This window comes from Caenimonas sedimenti (assembly GCF_007833165.1).
In the GTDB taxonomy this organism is placed as follows: domain Bacteria; phylum Pseudomonadota; class Gammaproteobacteria; order Burkholderiales; family Burkholderiaceae_C; genus Ramlibacter; species Ramlibacter sedimenti.
Map to the genome: position 1 here is coordinate 48,675 of NZ_VOBQ01000022.1, position 18,829 is coordinate 67,503.

Sequence of the window (18,829 nt, forward strand, 5' to 3'; positions counted from 1 at the left end):
GCACGATTGGTGCGCTGCAGTAGATTCGGGTTTCCCCGGAATCTCAGGAGCGCGCCATGACCACGGCTGCCGAAATCAAGCATCTGCAAGAACAAGGCCTGTATTCGGGCGCCAACGAGCACGACGCCTGCGGCGTCGGCTTCGTCGCCCACATCAAGGGCGAGAAGAGCCACAACATCGTCCGCCAGGCATTGAAGATCCTGGAGAACCTTGACCACCGTGGCGCGGTCGGTGCCGACAAGCTGATGGGCGACGGCGCGGGCATCCTGATCCAGCTGCCCGACCTGCTGTACCGCGAAGAGATGAAGCGCCAGGGCGTCGACCTGCCGCCGCCCGGCGAATACGGCGTCGGCATGATCTTCCTGCCGAAAGAGCATGCGTCGCGCCTGGCCTGCGAACAGGAATTCGAGCGCGCGATCAAGGCCGAGGGGCAAGTGCTGCTCGGCTGGCGCGACGTGCCGGTGGACCGCGAGATGCCGATGTCGCCGACGGTCCGCAAGAAGGAGCCGATCATGCGGCAGGTCTTCATCGGCCGCGGCAACGACGTGATCGTGCAGGATGCGCTGGAGCGAAAGCTCTACGTGATCCGCAAGACGGCCAGCGCGGCCATCCAGAAGCTGCGCCTGAAGCACTCCAAGGAATATTACGTTCCCAGCGTCTCCAGCCGCACCGTCATCTACAAGGGCCTGCTGCTGGCCGACCAGGTGGGCGTGTACTTCCGTGACCTGCAGGACCCGCGCTGCATCTCCGCGCTGGGCCTGGTCCACCAGCGCTTTTCGACCAACACCTTCCCCGAGTGGCCGCTGGCCCACCCCTACCGCTACGTCGCGCACAACGGCGAGATCAACACGGTCAAGGGCAACTACAACTGGATGCGCGCGCGTGAAGGCGTGATGTCGTCGCCCGTGCTGCAGGCTGACCTGAAGAAGCTGTATCCCATCAGCTTCGCCGACCAGTCGGACACCGCCACCTTCGACAACTGCCTGGAACTGCTGACGATGGCGGGCTACCCGCTGGCGCAGGCCGTGATGATGATGATCCCGGAGCCGTGGGAACAGCACACGACGATGGACGAGCGCCGCAAGGCCTTCTACGAATACCACGCGTCGATGATGGAGCCGTGGGACGGCCCCGCCTCCATCGTCTTCACCGACGGCCGCCAGATCGGCGCCACGCTGGACCGCAACGGGCTGCGCCCCTCGCGCTACTGCGTGACCGACGACAACCTCGTCATCATGGGTTCCGAGTCCGGCGTGCTGCCCGTGCCCGAGAACAAGATCGTGCGCAAGTGGCGCCTGCAGCCCGGCAAGATGTTCCTGATCGACTTGGAGCAGGGCCGCATGATCGACGACGAGGAACTGAAAGCCTCGCTCGCCAATGCCAAGCCCTACAAGCAGTGGATCGAGAACCTGCGCATCCGCCTGGACGACCTGTCCGACACCTCGGGCCACGCGCCCAAGAGCCCGGTGGAACTGCTGGACCGCCAGCAGGCCTTCGGCTACACCCAGGAAGACATCAAGTTCCTGATGTCGCCGATGGCGCAGGCCGGTGAAGAAGGCATCGGCTCCATGGGCAACGACAGCCCGCTGGCCGTGCTGTCCGACAAGAACAAGCCGCTCTACAACTACTTCAAGCAGCTGTTCGCGCAGGTGACCAACCCGCCGATCGACCCGATCCGCGAAGCGATCGTGATGTCGCTGGTGTCCTTCATCGGCCCCAAGCCGAACCTGCTGGACATCAACCAGGTGAATCCGCCGATGCGGCTGGAGGTGAGCCAGCCGATCCTCGACTTCGCCGACATGCAGAAGCTGCGCGAGATCGAGGCGCACACCTACGGCAAATTCCGCAGCTACACGCTCGACATCACGTACCCGCTGGCCTGGGGCCATGAGGGCGTGGAGGCCAAGCTCGCGTCGCTGAACGCCGAAGCCGTCGACGCGCTGGCGAGCGGCAAGAACATCCTGATCATCAGCGACCGCGGCGTCGGCGCCGACCAGGTGGCGATTCCCGCGCTGCTGGCGCTGTCGTCGATCCACCAGCACCTGATCCGCGAAGGCCTGCGCACCATGGCCGGCCTCGTGGTGGAAACAGGCTCGGCGCGCGAGGTGCATCACTTCGGCGTCCTGGCCGGCTACGGCGCTGAAGCCGTCCATCCGTACCTGGCGATGGAGACCCTGGTTTCCATCCACAAGGACCTGCCGGGCGACCTGAACCCCGACAAGGCCATCTACAACTACATCAAGGCGATCGGCAAGGGCTTGTCCAAGATCATGTCCAAGATGGGCGTGAGCACGTACATGTCGTACTGCGGCGCCCAGCTGTTCGAGGCGATCGGCCTGAACAGCAACACCGTGGCCCAGTACTTCACCGGCACCGCCAGCCGCGTGGAAGGCATCGGCGTGTTCGAGATCGCGCAGGAAGCGATCCGCATGCACAAGGCGGCCTTCGGCGACGATCCCGTGCTCCACAGCATGCTGGACGCCGGCGGCGAATACGCTTGGCGCGTCCGCGGCGAGGAACACATGTGGACGCCCGACGCCATCGCCAAGCTGCAGCACAGCGCGCGCGCCAACAACTGGAACACCTACAAGGAATACGCCCAGATCATCAACGACCAGAGCCGCCGCCACATGACGCTGCGCGGGCTGTTCGAGTTCAGGATCGACCCGTCCAAGGCGATTCCGGTCGATGAAGTCGAACCGGCCAAGGAGATCGTCAAGCGCTTCGCGACAGGCGCCATGTCGCTGGGCTCGATCTCCACGGAAGCCCACGCCACGCTGGCCATTGCCATGAACCGCATCGGCGGCAAGAGCAACACCGGCGAAGGCGGCGAGGACCCGGCGCGCTATCGCCAGGAGCTGAAGGGCATCCCGATCAAGACCGGCCAGACGATGGCGGACATCATCGGCAAGGACGTCGTCGAGGTCGACATCCCGCTGCAGGAGGGCGACTCGCTGCGTTCGCGCATCAAGCAGGTGGCCTCGGGCCGCTTCGGCGTCACGGCCGAGTACCTGTCGTCGGCCGACCAGATCCAGATCAAGATGGCCCAGGGTGCCAAGCCCGGCGAGGGCGGCCAGCTACCCGGGGGCAAGGTCTCCAAGTACATCGGCAAGCTGCGGCACTCGGTGCCGGGTGTCGGCCTGATCTCGCCGCCGCCGCACCACGACATCTATTCGATCGAAGACCTCGCGCAGCTGATCCACGACCTGAAGAACGTGGCCCCGCACGCCAGCATCAGCACCAAGCTGGTCTCCGAAGTGGGCGTGGGCACGATCGCCGCCGGCGTCACCAAGTGCAAGAGCGACCACATCGTGATCGCCGGGCACGACGGCGGCACGGGCGCCTCGCCCTGGTCGTCGATCAAGCATGCGGGCAGCCCCTGGGAAATCGGGCTGGCCGAGACCCAGCAGACGCTGGTGCTGAACCGGTTGCGCGGCCGTGTCCGCGTGCAGGCGGACGGCCAGATGAAGACCGGCCGTGACGTCGCCATCGGAGCGCTCCTCGGTGCCGACGAGTTCGGCTTCGCCACCGCGCCGCTGGTGGCGGAGGGCTGCATCATGATGCGCAAGTGCCACCTGAACACCTGCCCGGTGGGCGTGGCCACGCAGGACCCGGTGCTGCGCAAGAAGTTCACGGGCAAGCCCGAGCACGTCGTCAACTTCTTCTTCTTCATCGCGGAAGAAGTGCGGCAGATCATGGCGCAGCTGGGCATCCGCAAGTTCGACGACATGATCGGCCGCGCCGACCTGCTCGACATGAAGAAGGGCCTGTCGCACTGGAAGGCCCGGGGCCTGGACTTCAGCCGCCTGTTCGCGCAGCCCAAGGTGCCGGCGGACGTGCCGCGCTTCCACGTCGAGTCGCAGGACCACGGCATCGAGAAGAACCTGGACACGCGACTGATCGAGAAGTCGCGCGCGGCCATCGATCGCGGCGAGAAGGTGCAGTTCATCGAGGTCGCACGCAACGTCAACCGCACGGTGGGCGCCAAACTCTCCGGCGAAGTGACCCGCGTGCATCCGGACGGCCTGCCGGACGACAGCATCCGCATCCAGCTCGAAGGCACGGGTGGCCAGTCGTTCGGCGCCTTCCTGGCGCGCGGCATCACGCTGTACCTGATCGGCGACGCCAACGACTACACCGGCAAGGGCCTGTCCGGCGGCCGCGTCGTCGTCCGGCCCAGCATCGACTTCCGTGGTGAGGCGACCAAGAACATCATCATCGGCAACACCGCGCTGTATGGCGCGACCACCGGGGAAGCCTTCTTCAGCGGCGTGGCCGGCGAACGCTTCGCGGTGCGGCTGTCCGGCGCGACGGCGGTGGTCGAGGGCACCGGTGACCACGGCTGCGAATACATGACCGGCGGCACGGTGGTGGTGCTGGGCAAGACCGGCCGCAACTTCGCCGCGGGCATGTCGGGCGGCATCGCCTACGTCTACGACGAAGATGGGCAGTTCGCCAGCCGCTGCAACACCTCCATGGTGTCGCTCGACCGGGTGGCGACGGCCGACGAGCAGAAGACGGGGGCCGGCAAGACCAAGTGGCACCGCGACGAGGCCGACGAATCGCTGCTGCGCAAGCTGCTCGAAGAGCACAACCGCTGGACGGGCAGCCGCCGCGCCCGCGAGCTGCTGGACACCTGGCCCGAGGCACGCCTCAAGTTCGTCAAGGTGTTCCCCAACGAATACAAGCGGGCCCTGGCGGAGATGTACGAGCGCGAGGTGGAGCTGGCGAGCGCGGGCACCAATGCCCACGTGGCCATGCAGCAGGAACAACCGGCCCTGGCCAAGTAAGAGGACGAGATCATGGGCAAAGTCACCGGCTTCATGGAATTCGAGCGTGTCGAGGAGGGCTACAAGCCCGTGCCCGAGCGCGTGAAGCACTACAAGGAATTCGTCATCGGCCTCGATGACGCACAGGCCAAGGTGCAGGGGGCGCGCTGCATGGACTGCGGCACGCCGTTCTGCAACAGCGGCTGCCCGGTCAACAACATCATCCCGGACTTCAACGACCTGGTGTACCGGCAGGACTGGGCCAACGCCTTCGCGGTGCTGGACTCGACCAACAACTTCCCGGAATTCACCGGCCGCATCTGTCCCGCGCCGTGCGAGGCGGCCTGCACGCTGAACGTGAACGACGATGCCGTCGGCATCAAGTCGCTGGAGCACGCCATCATCGACCGGGCCTGGGAGCTGGGCCTCGTGAAGCCGCGGCCTTCGAAAATCCGCACCGGCAAGAAGGTGGCGGTGGTGGGCTCCGGCCCGGCCGGCATGGCGGCTGCCCAGCAACTGGCGCGCGCGGGCCACGACGTGACCCTGTTCGAGAAGAACGACCGCGTGGGCGGCCTGCTGCGCTACGGCATCCCCGACTTCAAGATGGAGAAGTCGCACATCGACCGCCGGGTCGACCAGATGAAGGCCGAGGGCGTGGTGTTCCGCACCGGCGTCATGGTGGGCGAGCTGCCCAAGGACTCCAGGGTCACCAACTGGGCCAAGGAAACGGTCACGCCCGCGCAGTTGCAACAGGACTTCGACGCCGTGCTGCTGACCGGTGGTGCCGAGCAGTCGCGCGACCTGCCGGTGCCTGGCCGCGACCTCGACGGCATCCACTTCGCCATGGAATTCCTGCCGCAGCAGAACAAGGTCAACGCCGGTGACAAGGTCAAGGGCCAGTTGCGCGCTGACGGCAAGCACGTCATCGTGATCGGCGGCGGTGACACCGGCAGCGACTGCGTAGGCACCAGCAACCGGCACGGTGCCGCCAGCGTGGTCCAGTTCGAGCTGATGCCGCAGCCGCCGGATGAAGAAAACCGGCCGCTGACCTGGCCCTACTGGCCCTACAAGCTGCGCACCAGTTCCAGCCACGAGGAAGGCTGCGAGCGCGAGTTCGCCATCGCCACCAAGGAATTCCTGGGTGAAAAAGGCAAAGTCACCGGCTTGAAGACCGTCCGCGTCGAGTGGAAGGACGGCAAGATGAGCGAAATGGCCAACAGCGAACAAGTGCTGAAAGCCGACCTCGTGCTGCTGGCCATGGGCTTCGTCAGCCCGGTCGCCTCCATCCTCGAGGGCTTCGGCATCGACAAGGACGCCCGCGGCAACGCCAGGGCCACGACCGACTTTACCGGTGGTTACGCGACCAACGTGCCCAAGGTCTTCGCCGCCGGCGACATGCGCCGTGGGCAATCGCTGGTGGTCTGGGCCATCCGGGAAGGGCGCCAGGCGGCCCGCTCGGTGGATGAGTTCCTGATGGGCTTCAGCGACCTGCCGCGCTGAGGCCCTTTCGCGCCCGCCGCGGAACCGGCCTCGCCGGGCCGCTGGCGGCGCCCCCTCGGGGGAGGCGCCGCAGGCGCTTCGGGGGGACTTATGATCCGGCCTTTTGCCCTACCGGATGACCCCACCCGATCCCAGCGCGTTGGTCGAATGCCGAAACCTGGTTTTCGGCTACGGCGAGCGCCGCATCCTCGACAACCTGACCTTCACCGTTCCACGCGGCAAGGTCACGGCGTTGATGGGTGCGTCCGGGGGCGGCAAGACGACGGTGCTGCGGCTGATCGGCGGCCAGGTGCGGCCCCAGGGCGGCGAATTGCTGTTCGACGGCCAGAACATCCCCGCGCTCGATCACAGCGGCCTCTACGCCATCCGGCGGCGCATGGGCATGCTGTTCCAGTTCGGCGCCCTCTTCACCGACCAGAGCGTGTTCGACAACGTCGCCTTTCCGCTGCGTGAGCATTCGGGCCTGCCCGAAGGCCTGATCCGCGACATCGTGCTGATGAAACTCAACGCCGTGGGCCTGCGCGGCGCACGCGACCTGATGCCCAGCGAGATCTCCGGCGGCATGGCCCGCCGGGTGGCGCTGGCGCGTGCCATCGCGTTGGATCCGGACCTCGTCATGTACGACGAGCCGTTTGCCGGCCTGGACCCGATTTCGCTGGGCACGGCGGCACAACTGATCCGCCGCCTCAACGACACCCTGGGCATCACCAGCATCGTCGTTTCGCACGACCTGGAGGAGACCTTCCGCATCGCCGACCAGGTGATCATCCTGGCCAACGGCGGCATCGCGGCCCAGGGTACGCCGCAGGAGGTGCGCAATTCGGTCGATCCCCTGGTCCACCAGTTCGTCCATGCCGAAGCGGACGGGCCCGTGCACTTCCACTACCCCGGCCCGACCGTGGCCGAGGACTTCAGCGCGGGGCTTGGGAGATGAGCTTGGCAGCCCTGGGCTTCGCCGTGCGCTCCAAGCTGGCCGGCATCGGCCAGAGCACGCGCCTCTTCCTGCGGCTGGTGGCCTTGTTCGGCCCCACGCTGCGCCGGTTCGGGCTGGTGCGCGACCAGATCCACTTTCTCGGCAACTATTCGCTGGCCATCATCACGGTGTCCGGCCTGTTCGTCGGTTTCGTGCTCGGCCTGCAGGGCTACTACACGCTGCAGCGCTATGGATCGGCAGAAGCGCTGGGCCTGCTGGTGGCGCTCAGCCTGGTGCGTGAGCTGGGCCCGGTGGTCACCGCCTTGCTGTTCGCGGGGCGAGCGGGCACCTCGCTGACGGCGGAGATCGGCTTGATGAAGGCCGGCGAGCAGCTCTCGGCCATGGAGCTGATGGCGGTGGATCCGGTGCAGCGCATCCTGGCGCCGCGCTTCTGGGCCGGCGTCATCACCATGCCGCTGCTGGCGGCGGTGTTCAGCGCGGTCGGCATCATCGGCGGCTGGGTGGTCGGCGTCCTGCTGATCGGCGTCGATCCCGGTGCCTTCTGGAGCCAGATGCAGGGCGGGGTCGACGTGCTGAAGGATGTCGGCAACGGTGTGGTCAAGAGCATGGTGTTCGGCATCACGGTCACGTTCGTCGCGCTGCTGCAGGGTTTCGCGGCGCATCCCACGCCCGAGGGCGTGTCGCGCGCGACCACCCGCACCGTGGTGGTCGCGTCGCTGGCCGTGCTGGGGCTCGACTTCGTGCTCACGGCACTGATGTTCAGTATCTGAAAGAGGCGAGCAAATGGAACACTCCAAGAACGATGTCTGGGTCGGCCTGTTCGTGCTGGTGGGCGCAGCCGCACTCCTGTTCCTGGCGCTGCAGTCGGCGAACCTGTTGAGCTGGAGCTTCCAGTCGAGCTACAAGTTGGGCGCGCGGTTCGACAACATCGGCGGGCTGAAGCCCAAAGCGGCTGTGAAAAGCGCCGGGGTGGTGGTGGGGCGAGTCGAATCCATCGGCTTCGACACCAAGACCTTCCAGGCCAATGTCCAGCTGGCTTTGGACAATCGTTACCAATTCCCGAAGGACAGTTCGCTGAAAATCCTGACAAGCGGGCTCCTGGGCGAGCAGTACATTGGGATCGAAGCGGGCGCCGACGAGAAGGTTCTGGCGCCGGGCGATACCATCACGACCACCCAGTCGGCCGTGGTGCTGGAAAATCTGATCGGCCAGTTCCTCTACAACAAGGCGGCGGAAGGGCCGGCCAACCCAGGGACGTCTCCCAAGAAATGAACACCATTCGCACATTCGCACGGCGTGTCGCCGGCCCGCTGCTCGCCGCAGCCCTGTTGCTCGGACTGGGCGGTTGCGCCACCGTTTCGGGAAAGCTGACGGCGCGCGATCCCTGGGAGCCCCTGAACCGGGGCGTGAGCCAGTTCAACGACGGCCTCGATGCCGTGCTGCTGAAGCCGGTGGCCACGCTGTACAAGCAGGGCGTGCCGCCGCTGGTGCGCACGGGGGTGGCCAACTTCTTCGGCAACCTGAGCGATGCCTGGTCGTTCGTCAACAACCTGTTGCAATTCAAGCTGCTGAACGCCGAGGAGAGCCTTGCCCGCTTCCATATCAACACCATGTTCGGTGTATTCGGCATCTTCGACGTCGCGAGTGAATTGAACATCGACAGGCATACCGAGGACTTCGGCCAGACGCTTGGCCACTGGGGCGTGCCCGCGGGGCCCTACCTGGTGCTGCCGTTTTTCGGGCCCTCGACGCTGCGCGATACCGCGGCCATGCCGATCGACCGCCGGCTCGACCTGGTGCAGCGCATCCATCCGGACAGCACGCGCAACGCCACCTATTTCCTGCGCGCGGTGGACAAGCGGGCCAACCTGCTGCGCGTGGGCGACGTGGTGGAGGAGGCCGCGCTGGACAAATACAGCTTCGTGCGTGATTCGCACCTGCAGCGCCGCCGCGCGCAGGTGTTCGAACGGGAAGACGATCCGCGCGCGATCCCGCCTCCGCTCCCGGAGGAGCAGACGGGGACGCGTCCCGCAACGCCCAATCAACCTCCGGCCACTCCCGCGCGTTGAACGGGAAGCCAGCAAAGGAAATCCATGCAACGACGATTCATCGGCCGCCTGGCCGCCGCCACTTTCGCCTTCAGCCTGTTCGGCGCACTCGTGCCTGCGGTTCACGCGGCCGACGAAGCGCCCGAGGCGATGATCAAGCGCCTCTCCGACGAGACCTTGAACGCCATCAAGGCCGACAAGAGCATCCAGGCGGGTGACATCGCCAAGGTGATCGCGCTGGTGGACAGCAAGATCATGCCGAACGTCAATTTCCAGCGCATGACGTCCGCGGCTGTCGGCCCGGCCTGGCGGCAGGCCACGCCCGAGCAGCAGAAGCGCCTGCAGGAGGAATTCAAGATCCTCCTGGTGCGCACCTACTCCGGCGCGCTGGCGCAGGTGGACGACCAGGTCATCAGCATCAAGCCGATGCGCTCCGCGCCGGCCGACACCGAGGTGGTCGTCCGTTCGGAAATCCGTGGCCGCGGCGAGCCGATCCAGCTGGACTACCGGCTGGAGAAGACCCCGGGCCAGGGGACCGGCTGGAAGATCTACAACCTGAACGTGCTGGGGGTCTGGCTGGTGGAAACCTACCGCAGCCAGTTCGCGCAGGAGATCAACAACAAGGGCATCGACGGCCTGATCGCGTCCCTGGCGGAGCGCAACAAGTCCAATTCCCGCAAGGCTTGAGGGCGCAGGCTTCATGCTCGTCCTGCCGGCGGAACTGACCCACGCCCAGGCGCCCGCCTGCGTGCGCATGCTCGCCGACGCCTTGCGGGCCGAGCCGGGGCCGCTGGCGGTGGCCGATGCCAGCGAACTGAGCTCCTTCGATTCGTCCGCGCTGGCCGTGCTGCTGGAGTGCCGGCGCGAGGCGCTGGCCCTGGGCAAGGGCTTCGCGGTCCAGCGCCTGCCGGCACGCCTGCGCGACCTGGCCTCGCTCTACGGCGTGGCCGAACTCCTGCCTGCCGCGCCGTAGGGCCTCCCGGCGCCCCGCGGCGCGTCCTTGGGGGCCGCTCGCTAAAATCGCGGGTTGCCTTCCATGCCCGCCATCTCGTTCCAGTCGGTCGCCAAGACCTATGCCACCCCGCGCGGGCCCTTCCAGGCACTGGACGGTGTCACCTTCGACATCGAGCCGGGCGAGTTCTTCGGCCTGCTCGGCCCGAACGGTGCCGGCAAGACGACCCTGATCAGCATTCTCGCCGGGCTCACCCGGGCCAGTGCCGGCCAGGTGCTGGTGCACGGCCACCATGTGCAGGACGATTACGCGAAAGCTCGCCGCCAGCTCGGCGTGGTCCCGCAGGAACTTGTCTTCGATCCCTTCTTCACGGTGCGCGAGGCCCTGCGCATCCAGTCCGGCTATTTCGGCGTGCGCAACAACGACGCCTGGATCGACGAGCTGCTGGCCAGCCTGGGGCTGGCCGACAAGGCGCAGTCGAACATGCGGCAGCTCTCCGGCGGCATGAAGCGGCGCGTGCTGGTGGCGCAGGCGCTGGTGCACCGGCCGCCGGTGATCGTGCTGGACGAGCCCACCGCCGGGGTCGACGTCGAGTTGCGCCAGACGCTGTGGCAGTTCATCGCCCGCCTGAACAAGCAGGGGCACACCGTGCTGCTGACGACGCACTATTTGGAAGAAGCCGAGGCGCTGTGCGGCCGCATCGCGATGCTGAAGGCGGGCAAGGTGGTCGCGCTGGAGCGCACCAGCGAGCTGCTGAAGGCAGCGTCGAGCAATGTGCTGCGCTTCAAGCTGGATGGCGCGCTGCCGCGGGAATTCGAAGGCAAGGCGCGCGTCACCGGGCGCATCGTGCAGTTGCCGGCCCACGATGCCCACGAGATCGAGCAGCACCTGGCCGTCATCCGCCAGGCCGGCCTGCGGGTGGAAGACGTCGAGATCCGCAAGGCGGACCTGGAAGACGTGTTCATCGACGTGATGTCGGCCGGGCATGAGGCAGCAGCGGCATGAGCCGCCGGGCCGCCCCAAGGCGAATTCCGCAGCGCGCAGCGCGGAGGACGTTCGAATGACCGGTTGGCAAACACTCCTCTACAAGGAAGTCCTGCGCTTCTGGAAGGTCGGCTTCCAGACGGTCGCCGCGCCGGTGCTCACGGCCTTGCTGTACCTGCTGATCTTCGGCCACGTCCTGTCCGACCACGTGAAGGTCTACGACAGGATCAGCTACACCGCGTTCCTGGTGCCCGGCCTGGTGATGATGAGCGTGCTGCAGAACGCTTTCGCCAACAGCTCGTCGTCGCTGATCCAGAGCAAGATCATGGGCAGCCTGGTGTTCGTGCTCCTGACGCCGCTGTCGCACTGGAGCTGGTTCGTGGCTTACGTCGGCTCGTCGATCGCGCGCGGCCTCGCCGTTGGCACGGGCGTGTTCCTGGTGACCATGTGGTTCGCGGAGGTGCGCTTCGCCGCCCCGCTCTGGATCCTGGTATTCGCCTTGCTGGGCGCCGGCATGCTGGGTGCACTGGGCGTCATCGCCGGCCTGTGGGCCGAGAAGTTCGACCAGATGGCGGCGTTCCAGAATTTCGTGATCATGCCCATGACCTTCCTGTCCGGCGTGTTCTATTCCATCCATTCGCTGCCCGCGTTCTGGCAGGGCGTGAGCCACCTCAACCCGTTCTTCTACATGATCGACGGCTTCCGCTATGGCTTCTTCGGGGTGAGCGACGTGTCGCCCTGGTTGAGCCTGGGGATCGTGGCGACCGCGATGCTGTTCGTGAGCGCCATTGCTGTCCATTTGCTGCGCATCGGCTACAAAATCCGGAGCTGAAACCATGACCGCCGAAGAACTCCGCACCATCATCGCCGCCGGCCTGCCTTGCGACCACCTCGAGGTCGAGGGGGACGGGCGCCACTGGAGTGCGGTGATCGTGTCAGCCGACTTCGCCGGAATGCGTCCGGTCCAGCGGCACCAGCGTGTTTACGCCACCCTGGGTGCGAGAATGCATACCGACGAGGTGCATGCCTTGTCGATGAAGACATTCACGCCCACGGAGTGGGCGGCCCACCCTCACTGACACCTGCCCATGGACAAGCTCTTGATTCGCGGTGGCCGGCCGCTTGCCGGCGAGGTGCGCATTTCCGGTGCCAAGAACGCCGCCCTCCCGGAGCTGTGCGCCGCGCTGTTGACTGACGAGCCGATGACGCTGCAGAACATCCCGCGCCTGCAGGATGTGGCCACCATGCTCAAGCTCATCCGCAACATGGGCGTCACGGCCGAGTTCCGATCCGACAACAGCGTGCTGATCGACTCGAAGGAGCTGCACTTCCCGGAAGCGCCCTACGAAATGGTGAAGACCATGCGCGCCTCGGTGCTGGCACTGGGTCCGCTGCTGGCGCGCTTCGGCGAGGCGACCGTCTCGCTGCCCGGCGGCTGCGCCATCGGCTCGCGGCCGGTGGACCAGCACATCAAGGGCCTGCAGACCATGGGCGCCGAGATCGTCGTCGAACACGGCTACATGATCGCCAAGCTGCCCAAGGGCCGGGAGCGCCTGAAGGGCGCGAGCATCACCACCGACATGATCACGGTCACCGGCACCGAGAACTTCATGATGGCCGCGTCGCTCGCGGAGGGCGAGACGGTGCTGGAGAACGCGGCACAGGAGCCGGAGATCACCGACCTGGGCGAGATGCTGATCGCCATGGGCGCCAAGATCGAGGGCCACGGTACCAGCCGGATCCGCATCCAGGGCGTCGACAAGCTGCACGGTGCCACGCATCGCGTGGTGTCGGATCGCATCGAAGCCGGCACGTTCCTGTGCGCCGTGGCGGCGACCGGTGGTGACGTGTTCGTGCGCGATGCCCGTGCCGATCACCTCGGTGCGGTCATCGATCTGCTGAGGGCCGCCGGCGCCGAGATCCAGGCGGTGGAGGGTGGGATTCGCGTGCGCGCCTCCGGCCGCCTGAAGGCGCAGAGCTTCCGCACCACCGAATACCCCGGCTTCCCGACCGACATGCAGGCGCAGTTCATGGCGCTGAACATCATTTCGGAAGGTCCTGCCGAAGTCACCGAGACGATCTTCGAGAACCGCTTCATGCACGTCAACGAGATGGTGCGCCTGGGCGCGCGCATCCAGGTGGATGGAAAAGTCGCCGTGAGCGAGGGCGTCGAGCGGCTCTCGGGCGCCACCGTCATGGCGACGGATTTGCGGGCTTCGGCCAGCCTCGTCATCGCCGGCCTGGTGGCCGACGGCGAGACGCTGGTGGACCGCATCTACCACCTGGACCGGGGCTACGAGCAGATGGAGCACAAACTGCGACAATTGGGTGCCGACATAGAGCGAATCAAATAGGGCCTGCTAATGCTATTTTTGGCGATGCGAACGTGTCTAAAACCGCGCCAGGCTAGGCGCACGACGACGCCAAGGCTTCTCGCCTTGGCTAGGAGTGGAACGACGCATGGCGCGGTTTTAGGCACGTTCCCTCCGGGTTGCGGCCAAAAAGGCCATGCGCCGCGTTACGAGTCCTTGACGCAGGTCACTGCGTCTGCGGACTCGCGCCTTGCGCATGACCTTTTTGGCGAGCAACGCATCGCTAAAAATAGCACTAGCAGGCCCTAACTTGATCACCCTGGCCCTCTCCAAGGGTCGCATCTTCGACGAAACCCTGCCGCTGCTGCAATCGGCGGGGATCGAGATGCTGGACGACCCCGAAAAATCCCGCAAGTTGATCCTGGCCACCAGCCAGCCGGACTTGCGGGTCGTCGTCGTGCGCGCGACCGACGTGCCCACCTATGTGCAATACGGCGGCGCCGATCTCGGCGTGACCGGCAAGGACACGCTGATCGAACACGGCGGCCAGGGCCTGTACCAGCCGCTGGACCTGCAGATCGCCAAGTGCCGCATCAGCGTGGCCGTGCGCGCCGATTTCGACTACGCCAGCGCGGTCCGCCAGGGTTCACGCCTGCGCGTGGCCACCAAGTACGTGGGCATCGCACGCGAGTTCTTCGCCGCCAAGGGTGTGCACGTGGACCTGATCAAACTGTACGGCAGCATGGAACTGGCGCCACTGACGGGCCTGGCCGACGCCATCGTCGACCTGGTCTCGACCGGCGGGACCCTGAAAGCCAACGACCTGGTCGAGGTCGAGCGCATCATGGACATCAGTTCGCGGCTGGTGGTGAACCAGGCGGCGTTGAAACTGAAGCAGGAGCCGATCCGCAAGCTGATCGACGTGTTCGCCAATACCGTTGCCGCGACGGCTTGAGACGATGACGTTCGCGGCCCGCCCACTGCGTCTTTCCACCGCCGATGCCGGCTTCGACGCCGCGCTGGCGCAGCGCCTGCATTGGTCGGCCGAGGTCAATGCGCAGGTGGAAGACACCGTCACGACCGTGTTGGCCGAAGTGCAGCGGCGCGGCGACGCGGCGGTGCTCGAATTCACGGCCCGCTGGGACCACCTGGAAGCCACCTCCGTGGCCGGGCTGGAGCTCACGCAGGCCGAACTGAAGGCCGCGTTCGACGGATTGCCCGCGGCCCAGCGCGCCGCGCTCGAAGCTGCCGCCGCGCGCGTGCGGACCTACCACGAGGCGCAGAAGAAGGCGAGCGGCGAAAGCTGGAGCTACCGCGACGATGACGGCACGCTGCTCGGCCAGAAGGTGACGCCGCTGGACCGCGTCGGCATCTACGTGCCCGGCGGCAAGGCGGCCTACCCGTCGTCCGTGCTGATGAATGCATTGCCTGCCCACGTGGCCGGCGTCGGCGAGATCATCATGGTCGTGCCCACGCCGCGCGGCGAAAAGAATGCGCTCGTCCTGGCGGCGGCGCACCTGGCGGGCGTGACACGGGCTTTCACGGTGGGTGGCGCCCAGGCTGTTGCCGCCCTGGCCTACGGCACGCAGACCATCCCCGCCGTCGACAAGATCACCGGTCCGGGCCGGGATTACGTGGCCGCCGCCAAGCGCCGGGTCTTCGGCCTGGTCGGCATCGACATGATCGCGGGCCCCAGCGAGATCCTGGTGCTGGCCGACGGCAGCACGCCGCCCGACTGGGTGGCCATGGACCTGTTCTCCCAGGCCGAGCACGACGAACTGGCGCAAAGCATCCTGCTGTGTCCGGACGCCGGCTACATCGCCCAGGTGCAGGCCGCGATCGACCGCCTGCTGCCGGAGATGCCGCGCGCGGAGATCATCGCGGCCTCGCTGAACGGGCGCGGCGCACTGATCCAGACGCGCAGCATGGAAGAAGCCTGCGAGATCAGCAACCGCATCGCGCCGGAGCACTTGGAAGTTGCGAGCGCGGACCCGCACCGCTGGGAACCGCTGCTCAAGCATGCGGGGGCGATCTTCCTGGGCGCCTTCACCAGCGAGTCGCTGGGCGACTACTGCGCCGGCCCCAACCACGTGCTGCCGACCAGCACCACGGCCCGCTTCTCCAGTCCGCTGGGCGTTTACGATTTTCAGAAGCGAAGCAGCATCATCGAAGTCAGCGAAGCGGGCGCTGACAAACTCGGTCGCATCGCGTTCGAGCTGGCCTGTGGCGAAGGTCTGCAGGCGCACGCCCGTGCCGCGGAAATGCGCCTGAAGCGCTGACACGAATTTCGTGTTGCACGAAGTTCGTGTAGCATGGCGGCATGAAGAACGTCACGATCACCGTGGAAGAACCCGTGCTGGAATGGGTGCGGGTCGAGGCTGCCAAGCGCAATTCGAGCGTCTCGCGTCTGGTGGGTGAGATGCTGGCGGAGAAGATGCGGCACGAGGACGCGTACGAGCGGGCGTACCAGGCCTGGCTGAACGACGACCGCACGTGGCGTTCCGACGGTACGCCATATCCCAAGCGCGACGAACTGTACGACCGCGCGTACGGCCGCAAATGACCGGCACCGTATTCGTCGACTCCAATGTGCTGATCTACGGGGAAGATCCGGTCGACAAGGCGAAGCAGGACGCCGCGCTCGCCTGGCTGGATGTTCTGTGGCAGCGGCGCATCGGGCGGCTGAGCACCCAGGTGCTCAACGAGTTCTATGTCAACGTCACGCGGAAGATCTCCCCTCCCATGCCCCGAGGCGATGCCCGCGCCAAGGTGCGCCGCTATGTGGACTGGAATCCCTGGCCGGTGGATGCGGCCACGCTGGAGTCCGCCTGGGCGATCGAAGCGCGCTTTCAACTGCATTTCTGGGACAGCCTGGTCGTCGCCGCCGCGCAGCACATGGGTTGCAGCCTGTTGTTGAGCGAGGACCTGGGTCACGAGCAGCGCTATGGACACGTCCAGGTGATCAATCCTTTTCTCGTCTCGCCAACCTTGCTGGACCCCGCATGACCGACCTCATCGCCCGCCGCATCCGCCAGGACGTGCAGTCCATGCACGCCTACGCCATCCAGGACAGCCGCGGGCTGATCAAGCTCGATGCGATGGAGAACCCGCACACGCTGCCGCCGGAACTGAGGCGCCAACTCGGTGAACGGCTGGCAGAACTCGCACTGAACCGCTACCCGGGCGACCGTGTGAACGATTTGCGCCGCGCGCTGGCTGCCCACGCCGGCATGCCGGACGGCTTCGACATCATGCTGGGCAACGGCTCGGACGAGCTGATCTCGCTGCTGGCCATGGCCTGTGACGTGCCCGGCGCGTCCATCCTGGCGCCGCTGCCCGGCTTCGTGATGTACGGGATGAGCGCCCAGTTGCAGGGCCTGAAGTTCATCGGCGTGGACCTCACGCCCGACTTCGAGCTCGATGAGCGCGCCATGCTGGCCGCGATCGAGCAGCACCGGCCGTCCGTCGTCTACCTGGCCTACCCGAACAACCCCACGGCCAACCTGTGGGACGACGCGGTGATCGAGCGCATCGTCACCGCGGCACCCGGCCTGGTGGTGATCGACGAGGCCTACCAGCCGTTCGCCGGCCGCAGCTACATCGACCGAGTGGCGAAGCATCCGCATGTGCTCCTGATGCGCACCATGAGCAAATTCGGCCTGGCCGGCGTGCGCATCGGCTACATGATGGGTCCGCGCCAGCTGATCGCCGAGGTGGACAAGGTGCGGCCGCCGTACAACATCAGCGTCCTCAACTGCGAGGCGGCGCTGTTCGCCCTGGCGCACCAGGACGAATTCGCCCGGCAGGCCGAAGACATCCGGCGCCAGCGGCAGGTGATCCAGGCCGTGCTGGCGGCCATGCCCCAGGTGAAAGCCTGGCCCAGCGACGCCAACATGATCCTGGTGCGCGTGCCCGACGCCGCGAAGGCCTTCGATGGCATGAAGTCGCGCGGCGTGCTGGTCAAGAACGTTTCTAAAATGCATCCATTGCTGGCGAACTGCCTGCGCCTGACGGTCGGCACCGCCGGCGAGAACGAGCGCATGCTGGCCGCCCTGCAAGCCTCCCTATGACCGAACGCATCGCTACCGTCGCCCGCAACACCGCGGAAACCAAGATCACCGTCCGGGTCAACCTCGACGGCACGGGTGTGGCCAAGCTCGCCACCGGCATCGGTTTCTTCGACCACATGCTCGACCAGATCGCCCGCCACGGGCTGATCGACCTGGACATCCACGCGGACGGGGACCTGCACATCGACGGCCATCACACGGTGGAGGACGTCGGCATCACCTTGGGCCAGGCCGTCCTGCAGGCCGTCGGCGACAAGAAGGGCATCCGCCGCTACGGCCACGCCTACGTGCCGCTGGACGAGGCGCTGTCGCGGGTGGTGATCGACTTTTCCGGCCGCCCGGGGCTCGTCATGAACGTGCCATTCAAGAGCGGGATGATCGGCACCTTCGACACCCAGCTGGCGCACGAATTCTTCCAGGGCTTCTGCAACCACGCTTTCGTGACCTTGCACATCGACAACCTGAAGGGGGAGAACGCCCATCACCAGTGCGAAACGGTGTTCAAGGCCTTTGCCCGGGCGCTGCGTTCGGCGCTGGAATTCGACCCGCGCGCCGTGGGTGTCATTCCTTCGACGAAGGGCAGTCTTTGACCAGAACCGTCGCGGTCGTCGACTACGGCATGGGCAACCTGCGCTCGGTGTCGCAGGCCGTGCAGCACGTGGCGCAGGGCAGCGGCCTGCAGGCCATCGTCACCTCGCGCCCCGAAGAAGTGCGTGCCGCCGAACGGGTGGTGCTGCCGGGGCAGGGCGCCATGCCGGACTGCATGCGGGAGCTGCGCGAGTCCGGCCTGCTCGAATCCGTGCTGGAAGCCGCCGCCGCCAAACCCCTCTTCGGCGTCTGCGTGGGCATGCAGATGCTGCTGGATCGCAGCGACGAGGGCCCGACGGACGGTCTGGGGCTGATCCATGGTGCCGTGCGCAAATTCGAGCTGGCGGGCCGCCTGCAGCCCGATGGCAGCCGGTTCAAGGTGCCGCAAATGGGCTGGAACCCGGTGCATCAGTCCGGGGCGCACGCCCTCTGGGCGGGCGTTCCGGACGCCAGCTACTTCTATTTCGTGCACAGCTTCTACGCGCGGCCGTCTGATGCGCGCCACAGCGTAGGGGAAGCCGAGTACGGGACGCGCTTTACCGCGGCGGTGGCACGCGATAATATTTTCGCGACGCAGTTCCATCCCGAAAAAAGCGCCGACCAGGGACTCACCCTCTACCGCAACTTCCTTCACTGGACCCCCTGACGCCCCTTCCCGGCGCGTCGCCCGGG

The 18,829-nt window shown here is 66.4% G+C and carries 19 protein-coding genes; all 19 read left to right on the plus strand.

The features are described from left to right. Positions 1 to 56: 56 nt before the first annotated feature. The 19 genes from FN976_RS24760 (at position 57) to hisH (ending at position 18,803) form a co-directional block, all read left to right on the plus strand. Positions 57 to 4,790, plus strand: coding sequence for a glutamate synthase-related protein (locus FN976_RS24760; RefSeq protein ID WP_145895983.1), 4,734 nt, complete (start codon positions 57 to 59; stop codon positions 4,788 to 4,790). Between the two features lie 12 nt (positions 4,791 to 4,802). Beyond that, entirely contained in the window at positions 4,803 to 6,269 is a 1,467-nt protein-coding gene (locus FN976_RS24765) for a glutamate synthase subunit beta (RefSeq protein ID WP_145895984.1), read from the plus strand. Between the two features lie 115 nt (positions 6,270 to 6,384). Further along, positions 6,385 to 7,203: an ABC transporter ATP-binding protein gene (locus FN976_RS24770; RefSeq protein WP_145895985.1), complete on the plus strand. Its 819-nt coding sequence runs from the start codon at positions 6,385 to 6,387 to the stop codon at positions 7,201 to 7,203. Further along, positions 7,200 to 7,973 carry a lipid asymmetry maintenance ABC transporter permease subunit MlaE gene (gene mlaE, locus FN976_RS24775; protein ID WP_145895986.1) on the plus strand — a complete coding sequence of 258 codons (774 nt, stop codon included), beginning with the start codon at positions 7,200 to 7,202 and terminating at the stop codon, positions 7,971 to 7,973. Before FN976_RS24770 ends, mlaE begins: the two co-directional genes overlap by 4 nt. 13 nt (positions 7,974 to 7,986) lie before the next feature. Further along, positions 7,987 to 8,475: an outer membrane lipid asymmetry maintenance protein MlaD gene (gene mlaD / locus FN976_RS24780; protein WP_145895987.1), complete on the plus strand. Its 489-nt coding sequence runs from the start codon at positions 7,987 to 7,989 to the stop codon at positions 8,473 to 8,475. After that, entirely contained in the window at positions 8,472 to 9,272 is an 801-nt protein-coding gene (locus FN976_RS24785) for an MlaA family lipoprotein (protein ID WP_145895988.1), read from the plus strand. The genes mlaD and FN976_RS24785 overlap by 4 nt, the downstream gene beginning before the upstream one ends. Before the next feature lie 24 nt (positions 9,273 to 9,296). Next, positions 9,297 to 9,938: an MlaC/ttg2D family ABC transporter substrate-binding protein gene (locus FN976_RS24790; protein WP_145895989.1), complete on the plus strand. Its 642-nt coding sequence runs from the start codon at positions 9,297 to 9,299 to the stop codon at positions 9,936 to 9,938. Further along, on the plus strand, positions 9,922 to 10,224 hold the full coding sequence (locus FN976_RS24795) for an STAS domain-containing protein (protein ID WP_489885986.1): 303 nt from the start codon (positions 9,922 to 9,924) through the stop codon (positions 10,222 to 10,224). The genes FN976_RS24790 and FN976_RS24795 overlap by 17 nt, the downstream gene beginning before the upstream one ends. A 63-nt stretch (positions 10,225 to 10,287) precedes the next feature. Then, positions 10,288 to 11,208 (plus strand): ABC transporter ATP-binding protein, encoded by a 921-nt coding sequence (locus tag FN976_RS24800; protein ID WP_145896132.1) that lies wholly within the window; start codon positions 10,288 to 10,290, stop codon positions 11,206 to 11,208. A gap of 55 nt (positions 11,209 to 11,263) precedes the next feature. Next, positions 11,264 to 12,019 (plus strand): ABC transporter permease, encoded by a 756-nt coding sequence (locus FN976_RS24805; RefSeq protein ID WP_145895991.1) that lies wholly within the window; start codon positions 11,264 to 11,266, stop codon positions 12,017 to 12,019. 4 nt (positions 12,020 to 12,023) lie between these two features. Next, positions 12,024 to 12,266 carry a BolA family protein gene (locus tag FN976_RS24810; protein WP_145895992.1) on the plus strand — a complete coding sequence of 81 codons (243 nt, stop codon included), beginning with the start codon at positions 12,024 to 12,026 and terminating at the stop codon, positions 12,264 to 12,266. 9 nt (positions 12,267 to 12,275) lie between these two features. Then, entirely contained in the window at positions 12,276 to 13,541 is a 1,266-nt protein-coding gene (murA, locus tag FN976_RS24815) for a UDP-N-acetylglucosamine 1-carboxyvinyltransferase (protein ID WP_145895993.1), read from the plus strand. A gap of 214 nt (positions 13,542 to 13,755) precedes the next feature. Next, the gene (hisG, locus tag FN976_RS24820) at positions 13,756 to 14,454 is read left to right on the plus strand and encodes an ATP phosphoribosyltransferase (protein WP_145895994.1); all 699 of its coding nucleotides are present in this window, start codon (positions 13,756 to 13,758) and stop codon (positions 14,452 to 14,454) included. Between the two features lie 4 nt (positions 14,455 to 14,458). Continuing rightward, complete coding sequence (hisD, locus tag FN976_RS24825) at positions 14,459 to 15,778, plus strand: histidinol dehydrogenase (protein ID WP_145895995.1); 1,320 nt, start codon at positions 14,459 to 14,461, stop codon at positions 15,776 to 15,778. Positions 15,779 to 15,819: 41 nt separating this feature from the next. Then, a complete protein-coding gene (locus FN976_RS24830) occupies positions 15,820 to 16,062 on the plus strand; it encodes a CopG family transcriptional regulator (protein ID WP_145895997.1) in 243 nt (80 codons plus the stop codon). Further along, positions 16,059 to 16,505: a PIN domain-containing protein gene (locus FN976_RS24835; RefSeq protein ID WP_145895999.1), complete on the plus strand. Its 447-nt coding sequence runs from the start codon at positions 16,059 to 16,061 to the stop codon at positions 16,503 to 16,505. The genes FN976_RS24830 and FN976_RS24835 overlap by 4 nt, the downstream gene beginning before the upstream one ends. Next, on the plus strand, positions 16,502 to 17,569 hold the full coding sequence (gene hisC / locus FN976_RS24840; RefSeq protein ID WP_145896001.1) for a histidinol-phosphate transaminase: 1,068 nt from the start codon (positions 16,502 to 16,504) through the stop codon (positions 17,567 to 17,569). Before FN976_RS24835 ends, hisC begins: the two co-directional genes overlap by 4 nt. Beyond that, a complete protein-coding gene (hisB, locus tag FN976_RS24845) occupies positions 17,566 to 18,159 on the plus strand; it encodes an imidazoleglycerol-phosphate dehydratase HisB (RefSeq protein WP_145896003.1) in 594 nt (197 codons plus the stop codon). The genes hisC and hisB overlap by 4 nt, the downstream gene beginning before the upstream one ends. Further along, entirely contained in the window at positions 18,156 to 18,803 is a 648-nt protein-coding gene (gene hisH / locus FN976_RS24850; RefSeq protein WP_255440831.1) for an imidazole glycerol phosphate synthase subunit HisH, read from the plus strand. The genes hisB and hisH overlap by 4 nt, the downstream gene beginning before the upstream one ends. The last annotated feature ends 26 nt before the right edge of the window (positions 18,804 to 18,829 follow it).